This window comes from Lentzea xinjiangensis (assembly GCF_900110955.1).
Lineage (GTDB): Bacteria > Actinomycetota > Actinomycetes > Mycobacteriales > Pseudonocardiaceae > Lentzea > Lentzea xinjiangensis.
In genome coordinates this window covers 338,011-354,945 of sequence record NZ_FOFR01000005.1, presented here as the reverse complement: position 1 = coordinate 354,945, position 16,935 = coordinate 338,011, and the positions used below count along the sequence as shown (strand labels likewise).

Genomic DNA, 16,935 nt, shown 5'->3' with positions numbered 1-16,935 from the left:
ATTGCGGCATGGCGATCACAACCCGTTACGGCGTCACCCTGGCAGGCTCGGCCGGGGACAACCTGGTGGAGGCCGCGGTGGCCGAAGCCCGCGAGGCCGCGGACCACGGCGTGGACTCGATCTGGCTGGGCCAGCGGCTCGACCACGACGCGATCGGCTTGGCCGGCATCGTCGGCACGCGGGTGCCGGGCGTCGACGTGGGGGTGTCGGCGGTGCCGATCTTCGGACGTCACCCGCTGCTGGTGTCGAGCCAGGCGCAGACCGCGCAGGCGGCCACCGGCGGCCGGTTCCACCTCGCCGTGGCCCTGGGTGCGCCACCGATCGTCGAGCAGGCGTTCGGCCTGCCCTGGGAACGGCCGGTGAGCAGGCTGCGCGAGTTCCTGACCGCGCTGGGACCGTTGCTGCGCGGTGAGGAGGTCGAGCACGAGGGCGACCTGATCACCGCCCGCTCGGTGCTGCCGACGCGGGTCACCGGTGCCCGGCCCACCCCGCTGCTGGTCGCCGCCATGGCTCCGCGGGCACTGCGGGTCGCCGGCGAACTGGCGGACGGCACCGTGCCGTACCTGGCGGGTCCCCGAGTCCTGGCCGAGCACGTCGTCCCCGCCATCACGGCCGCAGCGGCCGCCGCGGGACGGCCGGCCCCGCGGGTGGTCGCGCTCGTCCCGGCCGCGGTCACCACCGACGCCCGAGCCCGCGACAAGATGGCGGAAGGACTCGCCTTCTACTCGCAGTTCGAGTCCTACCGGCGCGTGCTCGCGCTCAACGGCACCGAGAACCCCGTGGACCTCGCTCTGATCGGCGACGAGGAGCACGTGGCGAAGGGGCTGCGCCAGTACGCCGAGGCCGGGGCGACCGAGATCGTCCTCACCGCGCACCACGACCTCGACCCCGCGGTCCAGAGCCGGACCCGCCGGCTGGCGGGGGAGCTGGCGAAAGCCGTCGGAAGTCCTTCCGCGGCTTGAGGAACTCCGGGTTGCTCAGCCCGCGTGGTCGAGCAGCCTGCGGACCAGGTCCAGCAGTTCGGCCTCGGCGTACGGCTTGGGGAGCAGGACCGCCGTGTCGTCGAGCTGCTCGTCGGTCGTGTAGCCGGACACGTACAGCACGGCCACGTCCGGCCGGGTCCGCCGCAACGTGGCCGCGAGCTCGGGTCCGCCCATCTTCGGCATCACCACGTCGGTCACGACGAGGTCGATGTCGTGGTCGTCGACGAGCTGCAGGGCCTGCAGGCCGTGGCGCGCCTCGATGACCGCGTACCCGGACCGTTCCAGGAAGCGGCGCGTCACCGCGCGCACCTGGCGGTCGTCCTCCACCAGCAGGATGGTCTCCGAGCCGCGGCGCGGTGACGGCTGCGCGGTGGTGCGGGACTGCGGCGCGGTCGAGGTCCGCGCGCGGGGCAGGTACACGGAGACCGTCGTGCCCGCGCCGGGGGAGCTGGTCAGGTCGATCTGGCCGCCGCTCTGCTGCACGATGCCGAACACCGTGGCCAGGCCCAGGCCGGTGCCCTTGCCCGCGGGCTTCGTCGTGAAGTACGGCTCGAAGACCTGCGCCTGCACCGACTCGTCCATGCCCGTGCCGGTGTCCGTGACCCTGAGCACCACGTAGTCGCCGGGGTGCACTCCGACGATGCGGCCCGTGTGGCGGGCGTCGAGGACCACGTTGTCCGTCGCGACGCTGAGCACGCCACCGCCGGGCATCGCGTCACGGGCGTTCGCGGCCAGGTTGAACACGATCTGCTCGAGCTGCCCGGCGTCCGCCCACACCGGCGCCACGTGCTCCGGCAGGTCCAGCGTCAGCTCCACGTCCTCGCCGACCAGGGTGGTGAGCATGGCGTGCACCTTGGTGATCGTCGCGTTGAGGTCCACGCACTCGGGGTTCAGGACCTGCTGGCGGGTGAACGCGAGCAGCTGGTGGGTCAGGTTCGCCGCGCGCTCGCCGGCGTGCCGGATGTCCTCGATCTCCGGGCGCCGCGGGTCGTCCGGCGCACAGCGCCGCAGGAACGCCTCGCTGTTGCCGTTGATGACGGTCAGGATGTTGTTGAAGTCGTGGGCGATGCCGCCGGTGAGGCGGCCGATCGCCTCCATCTTCTGCGCGTGCCGCAGCCGCGCCTCCAGCCGCTCGCGTTCGGCGATCTCCTCGACCAGCGCCGCGGTGCGTTCCCGCACCCGGTCCTCCAGATCGGCGTGGGCGAGCTCCAGCGACCGGCGTGCCTGCTCGGCCTCGGCGAGGGCCTGCCGTTCCCGTTCGAGCATCCTGATGCCGCGCAACGCACTGCTGAGCTGCTGCTGGATCGCCTCGTAGACCCAGCCCGGCATCGAGCCCACCTCGAACAGCACGAACCCGAGCTGCTCCTCGAGCCCGAAGAGCGCGGCGGCCACGAAGTTGCCGGGCACCGGCCGGTCCACCCGGTGGGGGGTGAGCCGGGTGGACGGGAACGACAACCCGGTGCGCTCCGGCCGCAGTTCGCCGTTCTCGTACGACATCAGCGGACGCGACCGCTCCGGGGTCGACTCGAACGTCATCACGTGGCAGCCGGGGATGCCCATCCTGGGCAGTTCGGCGACCAGCGCGTCGGTGAGCTCGGCGACGTCGCGCGAGACGATCAGCCGCTGGCCGGCCTCGCGCACGGTCTGGTCCTGCCGCTCGTGCAGGAGGTACTCGAACGTCCGCTCCCGCTCGACCACGTCCGACACCATGAGCTGCACCCGCAGCCACAGGTCCTCGATGGCGCCCTCGTCGGTGCCGCGTTCGAGCGCGAACCGGCGCAGGTAGAACAACGGCGCCCACCACGACTGCGCCGCGCATCCGGCGCGTGCGCTGTCGCGCAGGTGCTCGGCGAACAACCCGAGGAAGTCCTCGGCGCTGCCTCCCGGCCGGCCGGCGTCGATGAACAGGCCGATCAGGCGTTCGGCCCAGCCGTCCGGCAGCACGGCCGACTTCGGGCCGAGCCCCTGGCGCAGGTTCGCGGCGACCGCCTCGGCGGTGTCGTGCTCCGGCACGGCGAGCTCGCCGTGCGTGGGTGCCGAGACGCCGTTGCCGGACGGGATGCAGCCGCACGAGCGGCGGACGACGAGCTCGGTGGGAATGACCTCCAGCGCGGGTGCGGGCTCACCGCGGACCAACGCGTGCGCGAGCTCGGCGGCCCGGCGCCCCATCTCGTGGAACGGCGCCCGCACCGTCGTCAGCGCGGGCGTGCCCGCGTCGATGTTGACCCGGCGGCGCACGCGGCCCGACGCCGGCAGCGTGGAGGCCTGGTAGCCGAGGTCGTTGGAGCGGATGCACGTGTGGTTGTCGTACCCGACGACCGCCACGTCCTCCGGCGTGCGCAGGCCCGCCTCCTGCACCGCTGTCACGACGCCCAGCGCGAACTCGTCGTTGGCGGCCGCGAAGGCGTCCGGCGGCCGCGCGGACCCGGCCAGCATCATCGCGACCGCGTCCGCCGCGGCGGCGGGGTCCCAGGACGGGGCCGGCGCCGTCACGAGCTCCGGGTCGACCGGCAGGCCGTGCCGGGTGAGCGCGTCCACGTAGCCCCGGTAGCGGTCCTGCGCGCCGACGTGTCCCAGCGGGCCGCGGACGAAGCCGATCCGCCGGTGGCCGTGCACCTCGACCAGGTGGCTGACCGCCTGGTCCATGCCGCCGCGGTTGTCCATCAGCACCGTCGGCCAGGCCGCCAGGTGCGCCTCGACGCTGACGATGGGGATCGGCGCGTAGCGTTCGGCGAACTCGCGCATCGCGGTCTCGCCGATCTGCTGGCTGATCCGCGTCGTCCAGATGACGAGCGCGTCGACCCGGTCGGGCGCGATGAGGTCGTAGACCGCGTTGGCCTGCCGTTTGTGGCGGTCCGGGTGCGCCAGCTCGGTGCCGACGAAGCAGACGAGGTCGCAGCCGCCCGCGGCCGCGCCGTCGCTGACGCCCTGCCACTGCTCGCCCGCGAGCTCGATGAGCGGGCCCGCGGTGATCATGCCGATGGTGGGCCGCATTGCCTCGCCGTCTGCCACGAACCCCTCACACCTGGCTCCTCGGGTGGTCGGAGCCAGCGTCAGATCATACGCGCCGTGTGAGGTGGATGACACCCCGTCGACCGGCCGGTGGTCCTCTCGTCCCGCGGGCCACGGCGTGGATCGTCCCCGTCCGCCGGTGACTCCTCGACCCGTCGTCGCGCCACGCGATCATCCCTTCGTGGTACGTCATCCGCATGGCTGGTTGCCCGTGAAGTCCACATCGGATACTCCAGTGTGGACCGGTTCCCGGCCGACGTGACACGAGGAACGCGCACTATGACCACTGCGGAAATGCTGCTGCGCCTCGGCACGGGCGTCGGCCTCGGTGCGGTGATCGGCATCGAGCGCCAGTACCGCGCCCGCATGGCGGGCCTGCGCACCAACGCGCTGGTCGCGGCCGGCGCGACGCTGTTCGTGCTGCTGTCGGCGCACGGCTTCACCGGCGACACCGCCGACCCCACCAGGGTCGCCGCCCAGATCGTGTCGGGCATCGGTTTCCTCGGCGGCGGGGTCATCCTCCGCGAAGGCCTCACCGTGCGCGGGCTGAACACCGCCGCCACGCTCTGGTGCTCGGCCGCGGTCGGAGCGCTGGCCGGCGCCGGTCTGCACCTCGAAGCCGTCGCGGGAACCGTCGTGGTGGTCGCCGTGCACCTGGTGCTCCGCCCGCTCGGCCGCGTCATGGACCGGCGCCCGGACACCGGCGGCGAAACGCCGGTCACCTACACCTTCCTCGCGGTGACCAGGGACGACGCCGAGGCCCACGTGCGCACGCTGCTGGTCCAGGCGCTCTCGCGCACGGACTTCGCCCTGCAGTCGGTGGAGAGCACGAACGCCGACCGCGGTGGCCTGGTCGAGGTCCGGGCGGCGCTGACCGCCGAACAGCGCGACGACAAGCAGATGGAGTCGGCGGTGAGCCGCCTGTCGCTGGAACCGTCGATCACCAGCGTGCGGTGGCGGGTGCACGCCCGCGACTCGGGGTGGGACGACGAGGACGACTGAGCGGCGCCCCAGTCGATCCAGTACGAGCAGATCCAGTACGAGCCGAGCCGCCCGAGCCCTGCCGTGGGTATGTTGTGGCCGTGGCGCAGGTCTTCATCCAACCCTCCTACGGCACCCCGGAGGCCCGCAGGTACGGGGCGACCACCCTGGACCACGCGGTGTCGTTCCGGGCCGCCGGCTACGCCGGCCTGCTGGATCCGGCGGATCTCGAGCGGCTGGACGCGCTGCACCCGGACGGGCGGGCGCGGTTCTGGGGTGCCACGGCCAAGCACGACCGGCGGATGGACACCGTGGCCACCGGTGACGTCGTGCTGCTCACCGGGCGCAAGCACGTCCTGGCGATCGGCGAGGTGGGACACAGCTTCCGCGCGCCAGCGTTCGCCCGGCGCCTGTGGGCACCCGAACCGGGCAAGTGCTTGTGGAGCAACGTCTACAGCCTGCGGGGGTACTGGCCCGCCCGCATCCCCTACGAGGAGATCTGGGCGTTGCCGGGGTTCACCACCGGGGACAACTTCATGGGGCTGCGCTTCCTCGACCCGGCGAAGTCCGCCGCCGTCCTGGCGCTCACCGCCGCGGAGAGGCGGCCGGGCTAGGCGCGGGGCAGCGTCCTCTCCAGGAACGGGAGTGCGAGCGCGAGGACCTCGTCCGGCGTCTGGACGTGCGGGTAGTGGCCGGCGCCTTCGATGACCGCGAGCTCGCCCAGGCCCCGCGGCAGGTCGGCGATGATCTTCTCGCCTTCGGCGCGCGGGTCGGCCCAGTCGGGGTCGGCGCTGCCCTCGACGACGAGGACGGGGCACTTGACGTGAGCTAGCTGCGCGCCCGCGTCGCCGGCGCCGCTCTTGCCCATGGCCCGCAGGGCCTCCAGCCGTCCCGGCTCGCGCAGCTTGGACTCGATGCGGGCGAGCGCGCCGTCCCAGCCGACCGGCTTGGCCGGCACGGCCACGTCCAGGTACTTCTTCCAGTTCTCCACCCGTCCCCGGAAGACGACCTGCGCAAGCTGGAAGTAGCCGGCGCGGAAGCGCTTCACCTCGAGGAGCCCTCGGAGGTCGAGCGACTGCGCGCGGGTGAACGGCGCCAGCTCGATGAGACCGGTGACGAGGTCCGGCGCCGTGGCGGCCGCGATGGTGGCGGCGCCGCCGCTGATCGAGTGGCCGATGATCACGGCAGGCCCGCCGAGGCGGCGCACGAGGGCGACCAGGTCGCCCGCGATGTCGGTGCGGGTGTAGCCGTCCCAGCCGAGGCTGGAGTCTCCGCAGCCGCGGATGTCGACGTTCGCCACCCGGTAGCCCCGCTGGGCCAGGGCGGGGGCGATGGAGCGGTAGGAGTGCCGGCTGTCGCCGATGCCGTGCGCCAGGACGACGAGAGGCCCCTGTCCGATGAGGTCGTAGGCGATCGTCTTGCCGTTGATGGTCATGTGCTCGGTCATGCGGTCCTCCGGAACAGTGGCTAACCTCGTTAGCTAAAAGCTAATGCCATTAGCCAACGCTGTCAAACGGCCTGTCCCGGCAAGGGCTTTCCCCGACGGGCGACCGGGGGTCGCGGCACGGCTCCGGCCCCGATCGAAGAGCCGGATCACCGCTGTTGGGAAGCTGACAGGGGTACCACGTAATGTCATGGCGCACACGACGTGGAGGACGGAGGCGGAATGGCTGCCGAGGCCAGGAACTCGTCGATCCGTCTGGCGGCGCTCAACGTCGTGACGGACTGGACGCTCAAGGAGCTCGACCTCGACAAGCTCCTCCAGGTCCTGCTGGAACGCGCCCGTGAGCTGCTGGTGGTCGACACCGCCACCGTCCTGCTGGTGGACCGCGGCGGCACGCAGCTCGTGGCGAGGGCGACTTCAGGCTTCGAGGAAGAGGTCTTCCAGGGGGTGCGCATCCCGGTCGGCAAGGGCTTCGCGGGCAGCGTGGCGCAGCGCCGGGAACCGGTGCAGATCGAGCGAGTCGACGAGTCCACCGTGGTCAACCCGCTGCTGTGGGAGCACGGCCTGCGGGTGCTGCTGGGTGTGCCGATGATCGCCGAGGGCGAGATGATCGGCGTCGTGCACGTCGGCAGCACCACGGTGCGCGTGTTCACCGACGAGGAGGTGGAGGCGTTGCAGCTCATCGCCGATCGCCTCGCGGTGGCGGTCTACGTCGACCGGACGCGGTTTGAGCGCGCCGCCGCCTCGATGCTGCAGGAGAGCCTGCTGCCCGCACGGCTGCCCGTCACCGAGGGCTGGGGCCTGGCGGCCCGCTACGTCGCCGGTGCCGAAAGCGGTGTCGGCGGCGACTGGTACGACGTGTTCAAGCTGCCGGACGGGCGCATCGGCGTGGTGATCGGCGACGTCGCCGGCAGCGGGCTGAAGGCCGCTGTCGTGATGGGACGGCTCAGGAGCGCGTTGCGCGCCTACGCGCTGGACTACTCCGATCCCGCCGAGGTGCTCGCCAAGCTCGACCGGAAAGCCAGCCACTTCGAACACGAGACGATGGCCACCGTGGCCTACGCGGTCATCGACACGACGACCCACCGCATGAGCCTCGCCGTGGCCGGGCACCTGCCGCCGGTCCTCGCCGTTCCGGGGGAGCAGGCCCGGTTCACCACCGCTCCCGTCGGCCCGCCCATCGGCTTCGACCTCGGCAGCGCCGGCCGCCGCAGCACGGAGGTCGAGGTGCCGCCGGGGGCTCTGGTCGTGCTCTACACCGACGGTCTCGTGGAACGCCGGGGGGAAGACCTCGACGCCGGGCTGGAGCGACTGCGCCTGGCCGTGACCCCGACGGGTGCCGAGGCGGCGTGCGCTCAGGTGATGGCCACGATGGTCGGCGACCGGCCGGCGACGGACGACATCGCGCTGGTGGCGATCCGCCACACCGCGTGACGCTCGCGCCTCGGCGCGGACATCCGCGGCGGCTGCGCAGACCAGAGCCCGGCGGAGGAGAACATCCGCCGGGCTCTGGTGGTGGTCCGCGCCTGCCGCTGGTCGATCAGCGGCTCACAGGGGGACTAGGAGGGGACGACGTTGTCCGCCTGCGGGCCCTTCTGGCCCTGCGTGATCTCGAAGGAGACCTTCTGGCCCTCCTGGAGCTCGCGGTAGCCCTGGGCGGCGATGTTCGAGTAGTGGACGAACACGTCGGCGCCCCCGCCGTCCTGTTCGATGAAGCCGAAGCCCTTTTCAGCGTTGAACCACTTGACGGTTCCGGTGGCCATGTTGCACTCCAAGCATGAAACGGCACCCACACGATGCGGAGCCAAAGGTGATCGGTCATGGCCACGAAGGCGTTGAACAGCAAAACGCCCGTGACACGTGATCACGGGCGAACGGTACTTCGTAACCATGACTGATACCACCACGCTACACCCTCCGGCCCGCGACCGACAGCCGGGCGCGGGAGTGTCGTCGACGACGGTGGCTGACCTGCGACGGTCACACGCCTCGCAGAGGCGGGTAGGGCCCTTCGGGTGACGCCGGCGGCCGGGTGTTGAGGTTCCGGGCTTCCTCGAGCTGGTCCTCCAGCGTGACGATGCGGCAGGCGGCGTCGAGACCGATGCCCTCGTCGACCAGCTTGCGGACGCGGGCCGCCAGGCGTAGCTGACAGCGGGAGTAGCGGCGGTGCCCGCCGGGGGAGCGCTGCGGCTCGATGAGCTTCGCCTCGTCGAGGGTCCGCAGGAACGCGGCGGTGGTGCCGAGCATCTCCGCGGCGCGCCCCATCGTGTAGGCGGGGTAGTGGTCGTCGTCGAACTTGTCCGCGGCGGTGTGCGGCTCGGTGGAGTCCGGCTGGGGTGTTTCAGGGTTCATCGCGCCTCCGCATCACGAGGGGCCCCGGTGCGGAAAGCACCGGGGCCCCAAGGGTTTGCGGGTTTCACTTCCATCAACCGATCGTGAGATCGGGTTCCTGTGTCCGCACGACCCGCGACGAAGGCGGGAACTGCGGGGATCGTTGCTTGTGCGTAACCGGAGACCACCTGCCAATCTCGATGGAACTGCGGTACCCACCCGGCCCGCTTTCAGCCGGAGGTGGGCGATCCGATGGTGTGCAACCCTTCCCTTCTCCTCTGGTACTGACTTCTTCTCTTCTTCTCGTACACCTGTCGGCGCCGGCCTCGTGCTGCGCCGGGTCTCACATCCGCCGACTCGTCCTGCTCACGGGTAGTTCGTCATCTCCCGTGCCGATACGACGATCTCTTTCTCGCTACGTGAAGGACACTACCCCCAGTCGGACGCGAATGTCTACCTCCGCCACTGGAGGTTTTCTCGAACGGGTGACGAAGACGTGCGTGCTCGACAGGTCTGCGCTGGTCACGGCAGCCTGGCGGCTGCACCCGATCAGGCGGCCGAGAACCTCCGGCGAAGACCCCAGACCGCCGCGCCGAGCGCGAGCACCGCCGAACCGGCCAGCACCGAGGAGGTGGGCAGCGTGAACGCCAGCAGCAGGCAGCCGAGGAACCCGACCACGGGCACGAACCGCGGCGGGCGGCCTTCCTCCGCGGTGAGCGTCCACGCGGAGGCGTTGGCGACGGCGTAGTAGGCGAGCACGGCGAACGACGAGAAGCCGATCGCTCCGCGCAGGTCGACCACGCTGACGAGGACCGCGACCGCGATGCCGACGGCGATCTCGGCGTGGTGGGGCACCCCGAACTTCGGGTGGACCACGCTGAGCGCGCGCGGCAGGTGCCCGTCGCGCGCCATCGCCAGCGTGGTGCGCGAGACGCCGAGCACGAGGGCGAGCAACGACCCGAGAGCGGCCACGGCGGCGCCGACGCGCACGACGGGGGTCAGCCACGACCACGAGCCCCCGGCCACCGCGGCGGCCAGCGGGTCGGTGGCGGCGGCGAGCCGCTCCGGGCCGAGCGCGGCCAGCACCGCGACGGCGACCGTCGCGTAGACGACGAGCGTGATGCCCAGGGCGATCGGGATGGCGCGGGGGATCGTGCGGTGCGGATCGCGGACCTCCTCGCCGAGGGTGGCGATGCGCGCGTACCCCGCGAACGCGAAGAACAGCAGGCCGGCCGACTGCAGGACGCCGCTGGCTCCGCCGCTGCCGGGGAACGGCTGGAGGTGGGCGGTGCCCGCCGTGCCGCCGGTGAACGAGGCCGTCACGGCGAGGGCGAGCACGACCAGCGTGATCGTGACGATGATCCTGGTGAGGCCGACGGACTTCTGCACGCCCCGGTAGTTGAGCGCGGTCAGGGCGAGGACGGCGGCGACCGCGAGCGCGGTGCGGGCCGGGCGTCCCGCGTCCGGCAGCGCGTAGGCGGCGACGGTCAGCGCCATCGCGGCGCACGACGCGGTCTTGCCGACCACGAAACCCCACCCGGCCAGGTAGCCCCAGAACGGGCCGAGCCGTTCCCGTCCGTAGACGTAGGTGCCTCCCGACTGCGGGTAGCGCGCGGCCAGCCGCGCCGAGGACGTCGCGTTGCAGTAGGCGACCACCGCGGCGATCGCGAGGCCGATCAGCAGACCGGCACCGGCGGCGCGGGCCGCCGGCGCGAACGCGGCGAACACCCCTGCGCCGATCATCGATCCGAGGCCGACCACAACTGCGCTGCCGGTGCCCAGCCGCCGTGCCAGCCGGGGTGGTGCGCCGTTGTCCCGTGCAGAGGTCACGGTCGTCCTTCCGCTCGTCGCGCATTTCGTCTGTGTGCGGGAGGTTACATCAAGCTGGATTGATGTATTGTCGGGGGATGTCGACTGAGGCCGTGCCGCTGTTCCTGCGGCTGTTGAGCGATCCGCTGCGGTGGCGGCTGGCGCGTGAGCTCGCCGCCGGCGACCGCCGGGTCCGCGAGCTGGTGGCCGCGGCCGGGCAGCCGCAGAACCTCGTCTCCTACCACCTGCGGCAGCTTCGGGACGCGGGTCTGGTGACGGCGCGCAGGAGCAGCTTCGACGGGCGGGACACCTACTACCACCTCGATCTGGAGCGGTGCGCCCGCACGTGGGCGGACGCCGGCGCGGCGCTGCACCCCGGCCTCACCGGCCAGGCCGCGCCACCGGCTCGCTCGCGGGTGCTCTTCCTGTGCACCGGGAACAGCGGCCGGTCGCCGATGGCCGAGGCGCTGTTGCGGCACCGCGCGGGCGGCCGCGTCTCGGTGACGAGCGCCGGCAGCCATCCGAAAGCGTTGCACCCCAACGCCGTCCGGGCGGTCGCCGAGTACGGCGTCGACCTGCGGCACGAGCCGGCGCACCTGGACACTGTGCGCCGCAACCGGTTCGACCTCGTGGTGACCCTGTGCGACCGGGTGCGCGAGGTCCTGCCCGAGTTCCCCGGCACGCCCCGGCTGGTCCACTGGAGCATCCCCGACCCGGCCCGCGAGGGCGGCACCGGCTCCGAGTCCTACCCGGCCTTCCGGCGGACGGCCGCGGAGCTCGTCAGCCGCATCCGGTTCCTCCCCGTCCACCAGGAGAGCTGACATGACCACCGATCCGGCCGAGCTCGTGAGCGTGCGCTACCTCGTCGACGACGTCGCTTCCGCGCTCGCCTTCTACACCGAGCACCTCGGGTTCACCGTGCGCACCGACTTCGGCCCCGCGTTCGCGGACGTGGTGCGCGGCAACCTGCGGCTGCTGCTGAGCGGTCCGGCGAGCTCCGCCGGCCGGCCGATGCCCGACGGCGTGCGACCGGGACCCGGCGGCTGGAACCGCATCCACCTGATCGTCGACGACGTCGAGGCCGAGGTGGCCCGGTTGCGCCGCGCCGGTGTCCACTTCCGCAGCGACGTCGTCACCGGTCCCGGCGGGCGGCAGATCGTGCTCGACGACCCGTCCGGCAACCCGGTCGAGCTGTTCCAGCCCGCCGCCTGACGCCGCGGGAGCACTCCCGGGCAGTCCGGTTCGTATGTCCACTGTGGACTTGATAGAGGTGGCGGCTCCGCCCGGCCCGGTCCGCGGGACGACCCGCCGTGGCGGCGGATCCGGACGCGGGCGATGTTTCCTTCTGGCACAACGCGGGTACTTGGCGGGTCCGGATTTCCCCGCAGCGCGAGTCGGCGCGATGAGCAGGGTGGTGAGACGTGGAGAAGGCGCCATCGAACGACGTCTGGTGCCCGACGGTCGGTGTGGAGGAGGAGTTCCTCCTGGTGGACCCGGTGACCGGCGTCCCGGTCAACCGGGCGGACGACGTGGTCGCCGTCGCGCGTGAGCAGCTCGGCCTCGAGCTGGAGCACGAGCTGACCGGAGCGCAGGTGGAGATCAACACCTCGGTGTGCGCCGACGTCGAGCAGGCGCGCCGCGAGCTGGTCGAGACGCGGCGCGTGGTGGCGGAGGCCGCCAGGGCGGCCGGGTGCCGGGTGGTCGCCGTCGGCGCACCCCCGCTCGGCGACGCGACGGGTGAGATCACGGACAGCCTGCGGTACCGGCGGATCGCCCGCGAGTTCGGCGCGCTGGCCGAGCAGCAGCTGATCTGCGGGTGTCACGTCCACGTCGCCGTGCCGGACCGGGAGACCGCCGTGCAGGTGTGCAACCACGTGCGGCCGTGGCTGCCCGTGCTGGCCGCCGTGACCGCGAACTCGCCGTTCTCGGGCGGTGAGGACACCGGCTTCGCGAGCTGGCGGTCCACGGTGTGGTCGCGCTGGCCCGTCTCCGGCCCGCCGCCGGTCTTCACCTCGTGGCAGCACTACGAGGAAGTCTGCGACACCATGATCGAGGCCGGCACCGCGCTGGACCGGGCGATGGTCTACTGGGACGTCCGGCCCGCGACCGAACTGCCGACCGTGGAGGTGCGGGTCTCGGACGTCGCGGCGACCGTGGACGACGCGGTGCTGCTCGCGGCGCTCGTCCGCGCCCTGGTCGCGCGGGCGGTCGTCGACGTCGGCCGCGGTGTGCAGGCGGAGCCGGTTCCCCAGGAGACGCTGCGGCAGGCCTGCTGGGGTGCCGCCAACGAAGGCCTGCGGGGCAGCACCCTCGACGTGTTCTCCGGCGAGGCGCGGCCGCTGCGCAGCCAGCTCGACGACCTGGTGCGGCAGCTGACCCCGGTGCTGGAGGCCAACGGTGATCTGCCTGCCGTGCAACGGGGTCTGCGGCTGCTGGACAGCGAGGGCAGTGGCGCGGACCGCCAGCGCCGCGTGTTCCGCGGCGGTCAGGTGGAACCGCTGCTGAGCCTGCTCGACATCGACAACGCGGACCGCGCCGAACCCCGCGAGACCACCGCTTCCTGAGGTCGCCGCTTCCCGGGTTCGCTGCTTCCGGGAAGGGCCGGTCCGCCGGCTCAGCGGAGCCCGGACCCCGGTGTCGGTTCCAGCCGCACGGTGGACGCGGCCCTTCCTGCAAGCGCTGAGACGGTGTCGGCGACGGCACCGCACCGGGGATGGCCGTGGACGGCGGCGAGGACGCGCTCGCGGTCCGCGGCGTCCTCGAAGCGCCGGATCCAGACGAACGTGTCGTCGTCGCCGACCGCGGTGAAGGAGCCGACCACGGTCATCCCCATCTCCTGGTGCAGGGGGATGACCGTCTCGTCCATGTACTGGGCCAGTTCGGCGCCGAGCCCGGCGCGCGCGTGTTCCGTGCGGATCTCGTAGAACATCGTTGTCTCTCCTCGGCGGCAGCCGTCAGGACCTGTGCGCGGCGCGTTCGGCGGCGAGCGCGTAGACGTCCGGGGACCCCTCCCACGGGCAGGTGCGCACCACCGCCCAGCGGGTGATCAGCCAGCGTCCGGCGGTTCTGCGCAGCGAGAGCTGCCAGTACCCCCGCATCGTGCAGTGGTCGACGACACCGGGACCGGCGGGAACGTGGTGGTAGGCGACCACGTGCGCGCGGCACTCGGCGTCGTCGCCCGACAGCCGCGTCTGCAGGTTCGAGGCCGCGTGGTGGGTGGAGTCGAAGCCGTCCAGGGTCGTGCGCGCCAGCTCGACCAGGTCCGCGGCGGGCGTGGTCGCGGGCGGCCTGCCGAAGTGGTGGGTCGACAGGTCCAGCAGCACCTCGTCGGCGAACAGCCGCCGCAGCGCGGCCCAGTCGCGGTCGTCCTGCGCGTGGGCGAGCCCCGCGACGACCTCGGCCACAGCAGCCCTGTCGGCCAGTTCTTCCAGCGTCCTCACGCCGGTACCTCCGCTCGTGCGTCGTCGCGTTCGACCAGTGGCAGCACCAGGCGGCTGGGACGGGACGGTCCGTGGTGGACCCGGTTCACCGCGACGGTGAGGTCGTCCTCGGTGTCGGTGGCGATCGTCCCGCCCGTGTTGGTGTTGCGGTCGTAGCGGGGGAAGTTGCTGCTGGAGACCTCCAGCCGGATGCGGTGCCCCGGCAGGAAGACGTTCGACGTGACGCACAGGTCGATGGCCACCTCGTGCACCGCACCCGGCTCCACGAGAGCCGGTTCGGTCAGTGAGTCGCGGTAGCGGAGGCGCTGGATGCCTTCGCACAGCAGGATCGCCCTGCCGTCGGGGTGCACGTCGACGAGCTTGCCGGTGAAGTCGGTGTCCGCCGCCGACGTGGAGACGTGCAGCACCAGGGTGACGTGGCCGGTGACCTCGACCGGGCGGTCGAGGACGGCGGTGGTGAAGCACAGCACGTCCTCCCGCGCCTCGACCGCCGCCTGGTCGGCCGGTCCGGGGTAGGTGCCGGGCGCGCCGGCCAGCACGGTGCCGCCCAGGGTCGGCACCGGCCGGCGCGGGTCGTAGCGGAACGTGTCCACCGCCTCGGCCCGCGCGGCCTCGCGCGTCAGGACACCGTCGCCGCCGGCGGTGTTGGCGCGGCCGTCCCCGGTGAGGAAGAAGTCGGTGTAGCGGGTGCCGGGCAGCGGCCAGTCCACCTCGTCGCGCCACCGGTCGACGCCCATGACGAAGATCCGGACCCGGTGGGTGTCCTCGGGGATGTCGGTCCGGCCGCGCACCCAGCGGTCGAAGAACCTCAGGTGCTCGCCGGTGACGTCGGCGGCCTTGATGCTGCCCGCGAGGCCGAACGACCGATCGGGGAAGGTGCCGAGGTCGGCTCCGTCGGGGTGGCTCCAGGGACCGATGACCAACCGCTGGCCGTCACGGGCCGCGGCGCTGCCACCGTGGCGGCGCATCATCGTGTACGACCGCACCGTTTCGCCGATGAACACGTCGTACCAGCCACCGACTTGCAGCGCCGGGACGGTGATGCTGCCGCAGCGGTCGATCGCGGCGACCTCCTGCCAGAACGCGTCGCGTTCCGGGTGGCCGAGCACGTCTCCCAGCCACGGCAGGTGGCGGGTCACCGCGTCGCGTCCGGCGAGCGGCAGCGGGTCGTGCAGCCGCCGCGGATCGTCCACACCGGACAGCAGCGCCTGCACGTCGGCCGGGTCGCCGTGGCCGTCGGCGAGAGAGCGGCGCAGGTTGCGCAGAGCCGAAAGCGTGCCCCACGTCAGCACGGCGTCCTGCGACAACGCACCACCGGGCGAGTACCACGGCGCCCCGTACAGGTCCGCGGAACTCATCACCGGCGCTATCGCGCGCAGGGCCGGTGTGTCGCGCACCGCCGCGAGCCACTGCGTGAACCCCATGTAGGACCCGCCCCACATGCCGACCGTGCCGTCGCACCAAGGCTGTTCCGCCAGCCACGTCAGGGTGTCCGCGCCGTCGTCGCCCTCGTGGGCGTTCGGCACGAACGTCCCGGGCGATCGGGACGTGCCGCGGACGTCCTGCGCCACCACCGCGTACCCGGCCGCCACGAAGGCGAACACGTCCGGCAGCTTCGGGTTCCCGTACGTTCCGGCGTCGTCCTTGCCGTAGGGGGTGCGGACCAGCAGGACGGGGAACGGCCCCGGCCCCTCCGGCCGCCACACGTTGGTGGCGAGCGCGATCCCGTCGCGCATCGGCACCGCCTCGTCCACGTCCACGCGGAACGTCATGCTCCCACCTGGTTCCGCGCGAGGTGCCGGGGCCGCTGGGTGATCATCCAGTGGCTGAACGCGGCGTAGTGGTGCGCGAACTCCGCCGGCGTTGGCGAGTGCTCGACCGCCGCGGACAGCTCGGCGACGTGGGCGTAGCGCGGGATCTGCGCGGCCTCGTAGGCGGCGAGGGCGGCGGGCACGTCGCCGGTGGACCCGAGCAGGTGGCTGAGCACGGCGGCGTCCTCGATGCCCAGCGTCGCGCCGGCGGTGATGTGCGGGGACATCGCGTGCGCCGAGTCCCCGGCGAGCGCGACCCGCGCCGACACCCAGTGCGGCAGCGGGGGCACGACCATGATCTGGTTGTGCAGGATCAGCTCTTCCGGCGTCGCGTCGATCAGGTCGGCCAGGATGCCGTCCTCGCCCTCGTCCTCGAGGTGGCGGGCGCGCTCCATGGCCTGCTGCTTGCGGGTGCCGGTCAGCGGCGGCGACTTGAACTGGTTCACCAGCCAGTAGACGCTGCCGTCGTGGGTGCGCACGTACCCGCCCCGGCACCCGTGGGAACCGAGGATGAGGCGGTTGCGCAGCACCGTGATGCCGGCGGCCGGGATGACCGCGCGCCAGGCGTGGTGGCCGACGTGTTCCTGTGCCGGGGTGCCGGGCACCAGTTGTGCGCGCACCGCCGAGTACGCCCCGTCCGCACCGACGAGCACGTCCGCTTCCTCGGTGCTGCCGTCGGACAACGTGACCGCGACGTGGTTCGCGTGCTCCCGGTACTCGAGGAAGCCGGTGCCCAGGCGGATGTTCTCGCGTCCCACGGCATCGGCGAGCAGGTCGTTGAGCTTCGCCCGGTGCACCAGCAGGTACCGGTGGTCCTCGACGCCGAACTCCGGCGTGTCGAGCAGCCGCCCGGCGGAGTCGTGGAAGTACATCTCGCTGGGTTTGCCGATGGCGCGCACCTGCTCGCCGATGCCGAGCTCGTCGTACACCGCCAGCGCGTTGGCCCAGAGCCCCAGCCCGGCGCCGGCGGCGCGGATCTCCGGCGCCTGCTCGCAGATCACCACCTCGGCCCCGGCTCGGCGCAGTGCGAGTCCCGTCGTCAGCCCCACGATTCCGGCACCGATCACCACAGCCCGCATCAGTCGATCCCCGTCCTGTTCCTGGTTTTCACCGCGTTTTCCGCT

Annotated in this window: 16 protein-coding genes; 7 read left to right on the top strand and 9 right to left on the bottom strand. The window is 72.3% G+C overall.

The genetic code is table 11. From position 1 onward, the window contains the following. The first annotated feature begins 8 nt into the window (after nt 1-8). Complete coding sequence (locus BMW88_RS15025; RefSeq protein ID WP_089951310.1) at nt 9-962, top strand: TIGR03564 family F420-dependent LLM class oxidoreductase; 954 nt, start codon at nt 9-11, stop codon at nt 960-962. A 15-nt stretch (nt 963-977) separates the two neighbouring features. Here the strand turns inward: BMW88_RS15025 and BMW88_RS15020 are convergent, their stop codons facing one another. Beyond that, nucleotides 978-3,995, bottom strand: a complete 3,018-nt coding sequence (locus BMW88_RS15020) for a substrate-binding domain-containing protein (RefSeq protein ID WP_143116080.1) — start codon at nt 3,993-3,995, stop codon at nt 978-980. A 279-nt stretch (nt 3,996-4,274) separates the two neighbouring features. On the opposite strand from BMW88_RS15020, the gene BMW88_RS15015 reads away from it, so the two are divergent. Both BMW88_RS15015 and BMW88_RS15010 read left to right on the top strand, forming a co-directional pair. Beyond that, nucleotides 4,275-4,997 carry an MgtC/SapB family protein gene (locus tag BMW88_RS15015; RefSeq protein WP_089951308.1) on the top strand — a complete coding sequence of 241 codons (723 nt, stop codon included), beginning with the start codon at nt 4,275-4,277 and terminating at the stop codon, nt 4,995-4,997. Between the two features lie 80 nt (nt 4,998-5,077). Then, nucleotides 5,078-5,590 carry a hypothetical protein gene (locus BMW88_RS15010; RefSeq protein ID WP_089951361.1) on the top strand — a complete coding sequence of 171 codons (513 nt, stop codon included), beginning with the start codon at nt 5,078-5,080 and terminating at the stop codon, nt 5,588-5,590. Here the strand turns inward: BMW88_RS15010 and BMW88_RS15005 are convergent. Then, complete coding sequence (locus BMW88_RS15005) at nt 5,587-6,423, bottom strand: alpha/beta fold hydrolase (protein WP_089951307.1); 837 nt, start codon at nt 6,421-6,423, stop codon at nt 5,587-5,589. The genes BMW88_RS15010 and BMW88_RS15005 overlap by 4 nt on opposite strands. Before the next feature lie 219 nt (nt 6,424-6,642). Between BMW88_RS15005 and BMW88_RS15000 the strand changes: the two genes are divergently transcribed. Beyond that, nucleotides 6,643-7,854: a PP2C family protein-serine/threonine phosphatase gene (locus BMW88_RS15000; RefSeq protein WP_089951306.1), complete on the top strand. Its 1,212-nt coding sequence runs from the start codon at nt 6,643-6,645 to the stop codon at nt 7,852-7,854. A 125-nt stretch (nt 7,855-7,979) separates the two neighbouring features. Here the strand turns inward: BMW88_RS15000 and BMW88_RS14995 are convergent, their stop codons facing one another. The 3 genes from BMW88_RS14995 to BMW88_RS14985 all read right to left on the bottom strand — a co-directional run bounded on the left by BMW88_RS14995 (nt 7,980) and on the right by BMW88_RS14985 (nt 10,581). After that, nucleotides 7,980-8,183 carry a cold-shock protein gene (locus BMW88_RS14995; protein ID WP_089951305.1) on the bottom strand — a complete coding sequence of 68 codons (204 nt, stop codon included), beginning with the start codon at nt 8,181-8,183 and terminating at the stop codon, nt 7,980-7,982. A gap of 217 nt (nt 8,184-8,400) precedes the next feature. Next, nucleotides 8,401-8,772, bottom strand: coding sequence for a MerR family transcriptional regulator (locus tag BMW88_RS14990; RefSeq protein ID WP_089951304.1), 372 nt, complete (start codon nt 8,770-8,772; stop codon nt 8,401-8,403). Between the two features lie 528 nt (nt 8,773-9,300). Then, nucleotides 9,301-10,581 (bottom strand): APC family permease, encoded by a 1,281-nt coding sequence (locus BMW88_RS14985; protein WP_089951303.1) that lies wholly within the window; start codon nt 10,579-10,581, stop codon nt 9,301-9,303. Between the two features lie 77 nt (nt 10,582-10,658). On the opposite strand from BMW88_RS14985, the gene BMW88_RS14980 reads away from it, so the two are divergent. The 3 genes from BMW88_RS14980 (at nt 10,659) to BMW88_RS14970 (ending at nt 13,124) form a co-directional block, all read left to right on the top strand. Next, nucleotides 10,659-11,381, top strand: a complete 723-nt coding sequence (locus tag BMW88_RS14980; RefSeq protein WP_089951302.1) for a metalloregulator ArsR/SmtB family transcription factor — start codon at nt 10,659-10,661, stop codon at nt 11,379-11,381. A gap of 1 nt (nt 11,382) precedes the next feature. Continuing rightward, a complete protein-coding gene (locus BMW88_RS14975; RefSeq protein ID WP_089951301.1) occupies nt 11,383-11,772 on the top strand; it encodes a VOC family protein in 390 nt (129 codons plus the stop codon). Between the two features lie 209 nt (nt 11,773-11,981). Beyond that, the gene (locus BMW88_RS14970) at nt 11,982-13,124 is read left to right on the top strand and encodes a carboxylate-amine ligase (RefSeq protein WP_089951300.1); all 1,143 of its coding nucleotides are present in this window, start codon (nt 11,982-11,984) and stop codon (nt 13,122-13,124) included. Between the two features lie 50 nt (nt 13,125-13,174). Here BMW88_RS14970 and BMW88_RS14965 read toward each other — a convergent pair whose 3' ends face one another. From BMW88_RS14965 to BMW88_RS14950, 4 genes are read right to left on the bottom strand one after another with little or no spacing between them, the layout of a single operon-like run. Continuing rightward, nucleotides 13,175-13,489, bottom strand: a complete 315-nt coding sequence (locus tag BMW88_RS14965) for an NIPSNAP family protein (protein ID WP_089951299.1) — start codon at nt 13,487-13,489, stop codon at nt 13,175-13,177. A 25-nt stretch (nt 13,490-13,514) separates the two neighbouring features. Beyond that, nucleotides 13,515-14,000, bottom strand: coding sequence for a nuclear transport factor 2 family protein (locus BMW88_RS14960; RefSeq protein WP_089951298.1), 486 nt, complete (start codon nt 13,998-14,000; stop codon nt 13,515-13,517). Then, nucleotides 13,997-15,772, bottom strand: a complete 1,776-nt coding sequence (locus BMW88_RS14955; RefSeq protein WP_089951297.1) for a CocE/NonD family hydrolase — start codon at nt 15,770-15,772, stop codon at nt 13,997-13,999. Before BMW88_RS14955 ends, BMW88_RS14960 begins: the two co-directional genes overlap by 4 nt. Beyond that, complete coding sequence (locus BMW88_RS14950; RefSeq protein WP_089951296.1) at nt 15,769-16,890, bottom strand: FAD-dependent oxidoreductase; 1,122 nt, start codon at nt 16,888-16,890, stop codon at nt 15,769-15,771. Before BMW88_RS14950 ends, BMW88_RS14955 begins: the two co-directional genes overlap by 4 nt. Nucleotides 16,891-16,935: the final 45 nt, after the last annotated feature.

Excerpts from the sequence above, each read along its gene's own strand:
- BMW88_RS15000 (WP_089951306.1), top strand. The coding sequence starts at position 6,643 with ATGGCTGCCGAGGCCAGGAACTCGTCGATCCGTCTGGCGGCGCTCAAC.
- BMW88_RS14950 (WP_089951296.1), bottom strand. The coding sequence starts at position 16,890 with ATGCGGGCTGTGGTGATCGGTGCCGGAATCGTGGGGCTGACGACGGGA.
- BMW88_RS14995 (WP_089951305.1), bottom strand. The coding sequence starts at position 8,183 with ATGGCCACCGGAACCGTCAAGTGGTTCAACGCTGAAAAGGGCTTCGGC.
- BMW88_RS14965 (WP_089951299.1), bottom strand. The coding sequence starts at position 13,489 with ATGTTCTACGAGATCCGCACGGAACACGCGCGCGCCGGGCTCGGCGCC.
- BMW88_RS15025 (WP_089951310.1), top strand. The coding sequence starts at position 9 with ATGGCGATCACAACCCGTTACGGCGTCACCCTGGCAGGCTCGGCCGGG.
- BMW88_RS14990 (WP_089951304.1), bottom strand. The coding sequence starts at position 8,772 with ATGAACCCTGAAACACCCCAGCCGGACTCCACCGAGCCGCACACCGCC.
- BMW88_RS14980 (WP_089951302.1), top strand. The coding sequence starts at position 10,659 with ATGTCGACTGAGGCCGTGCCGCTGTTCCTGCGGCTGTTGAGCGATCCG.
- BMW88_RS15005 (WP_089951307.1), bottom strand. The coding sequence starts at position 6,423 with ATGACCGAGCACATGACCATCAACGGCAAGACGATCGCCTACGACCTC.
- BMW88_RS14955 (WP_089951297.1), bottom strand. The coding sequence starts at position 15,772 with ATGACGTTCCGCGTGGACGTGGACGAGGCGGTGCCGATGCGCGACGGG.
- BMW88_RS14975 (WP_089951301.1), top strand. The coding sequence starts at position 11,383 with ATGACCACCGATCCGGCCGAGCTCGTGAGCGTGCGCTACCTCGTCGAC.
- BMW88_RS15015 (WP_089951308.1), top strand. The coding sequence starts at position 4,275 with ATGACCACTGCGGAAATGCTGCTGCGCCTCGGCACGGGCGTCGGCCTC.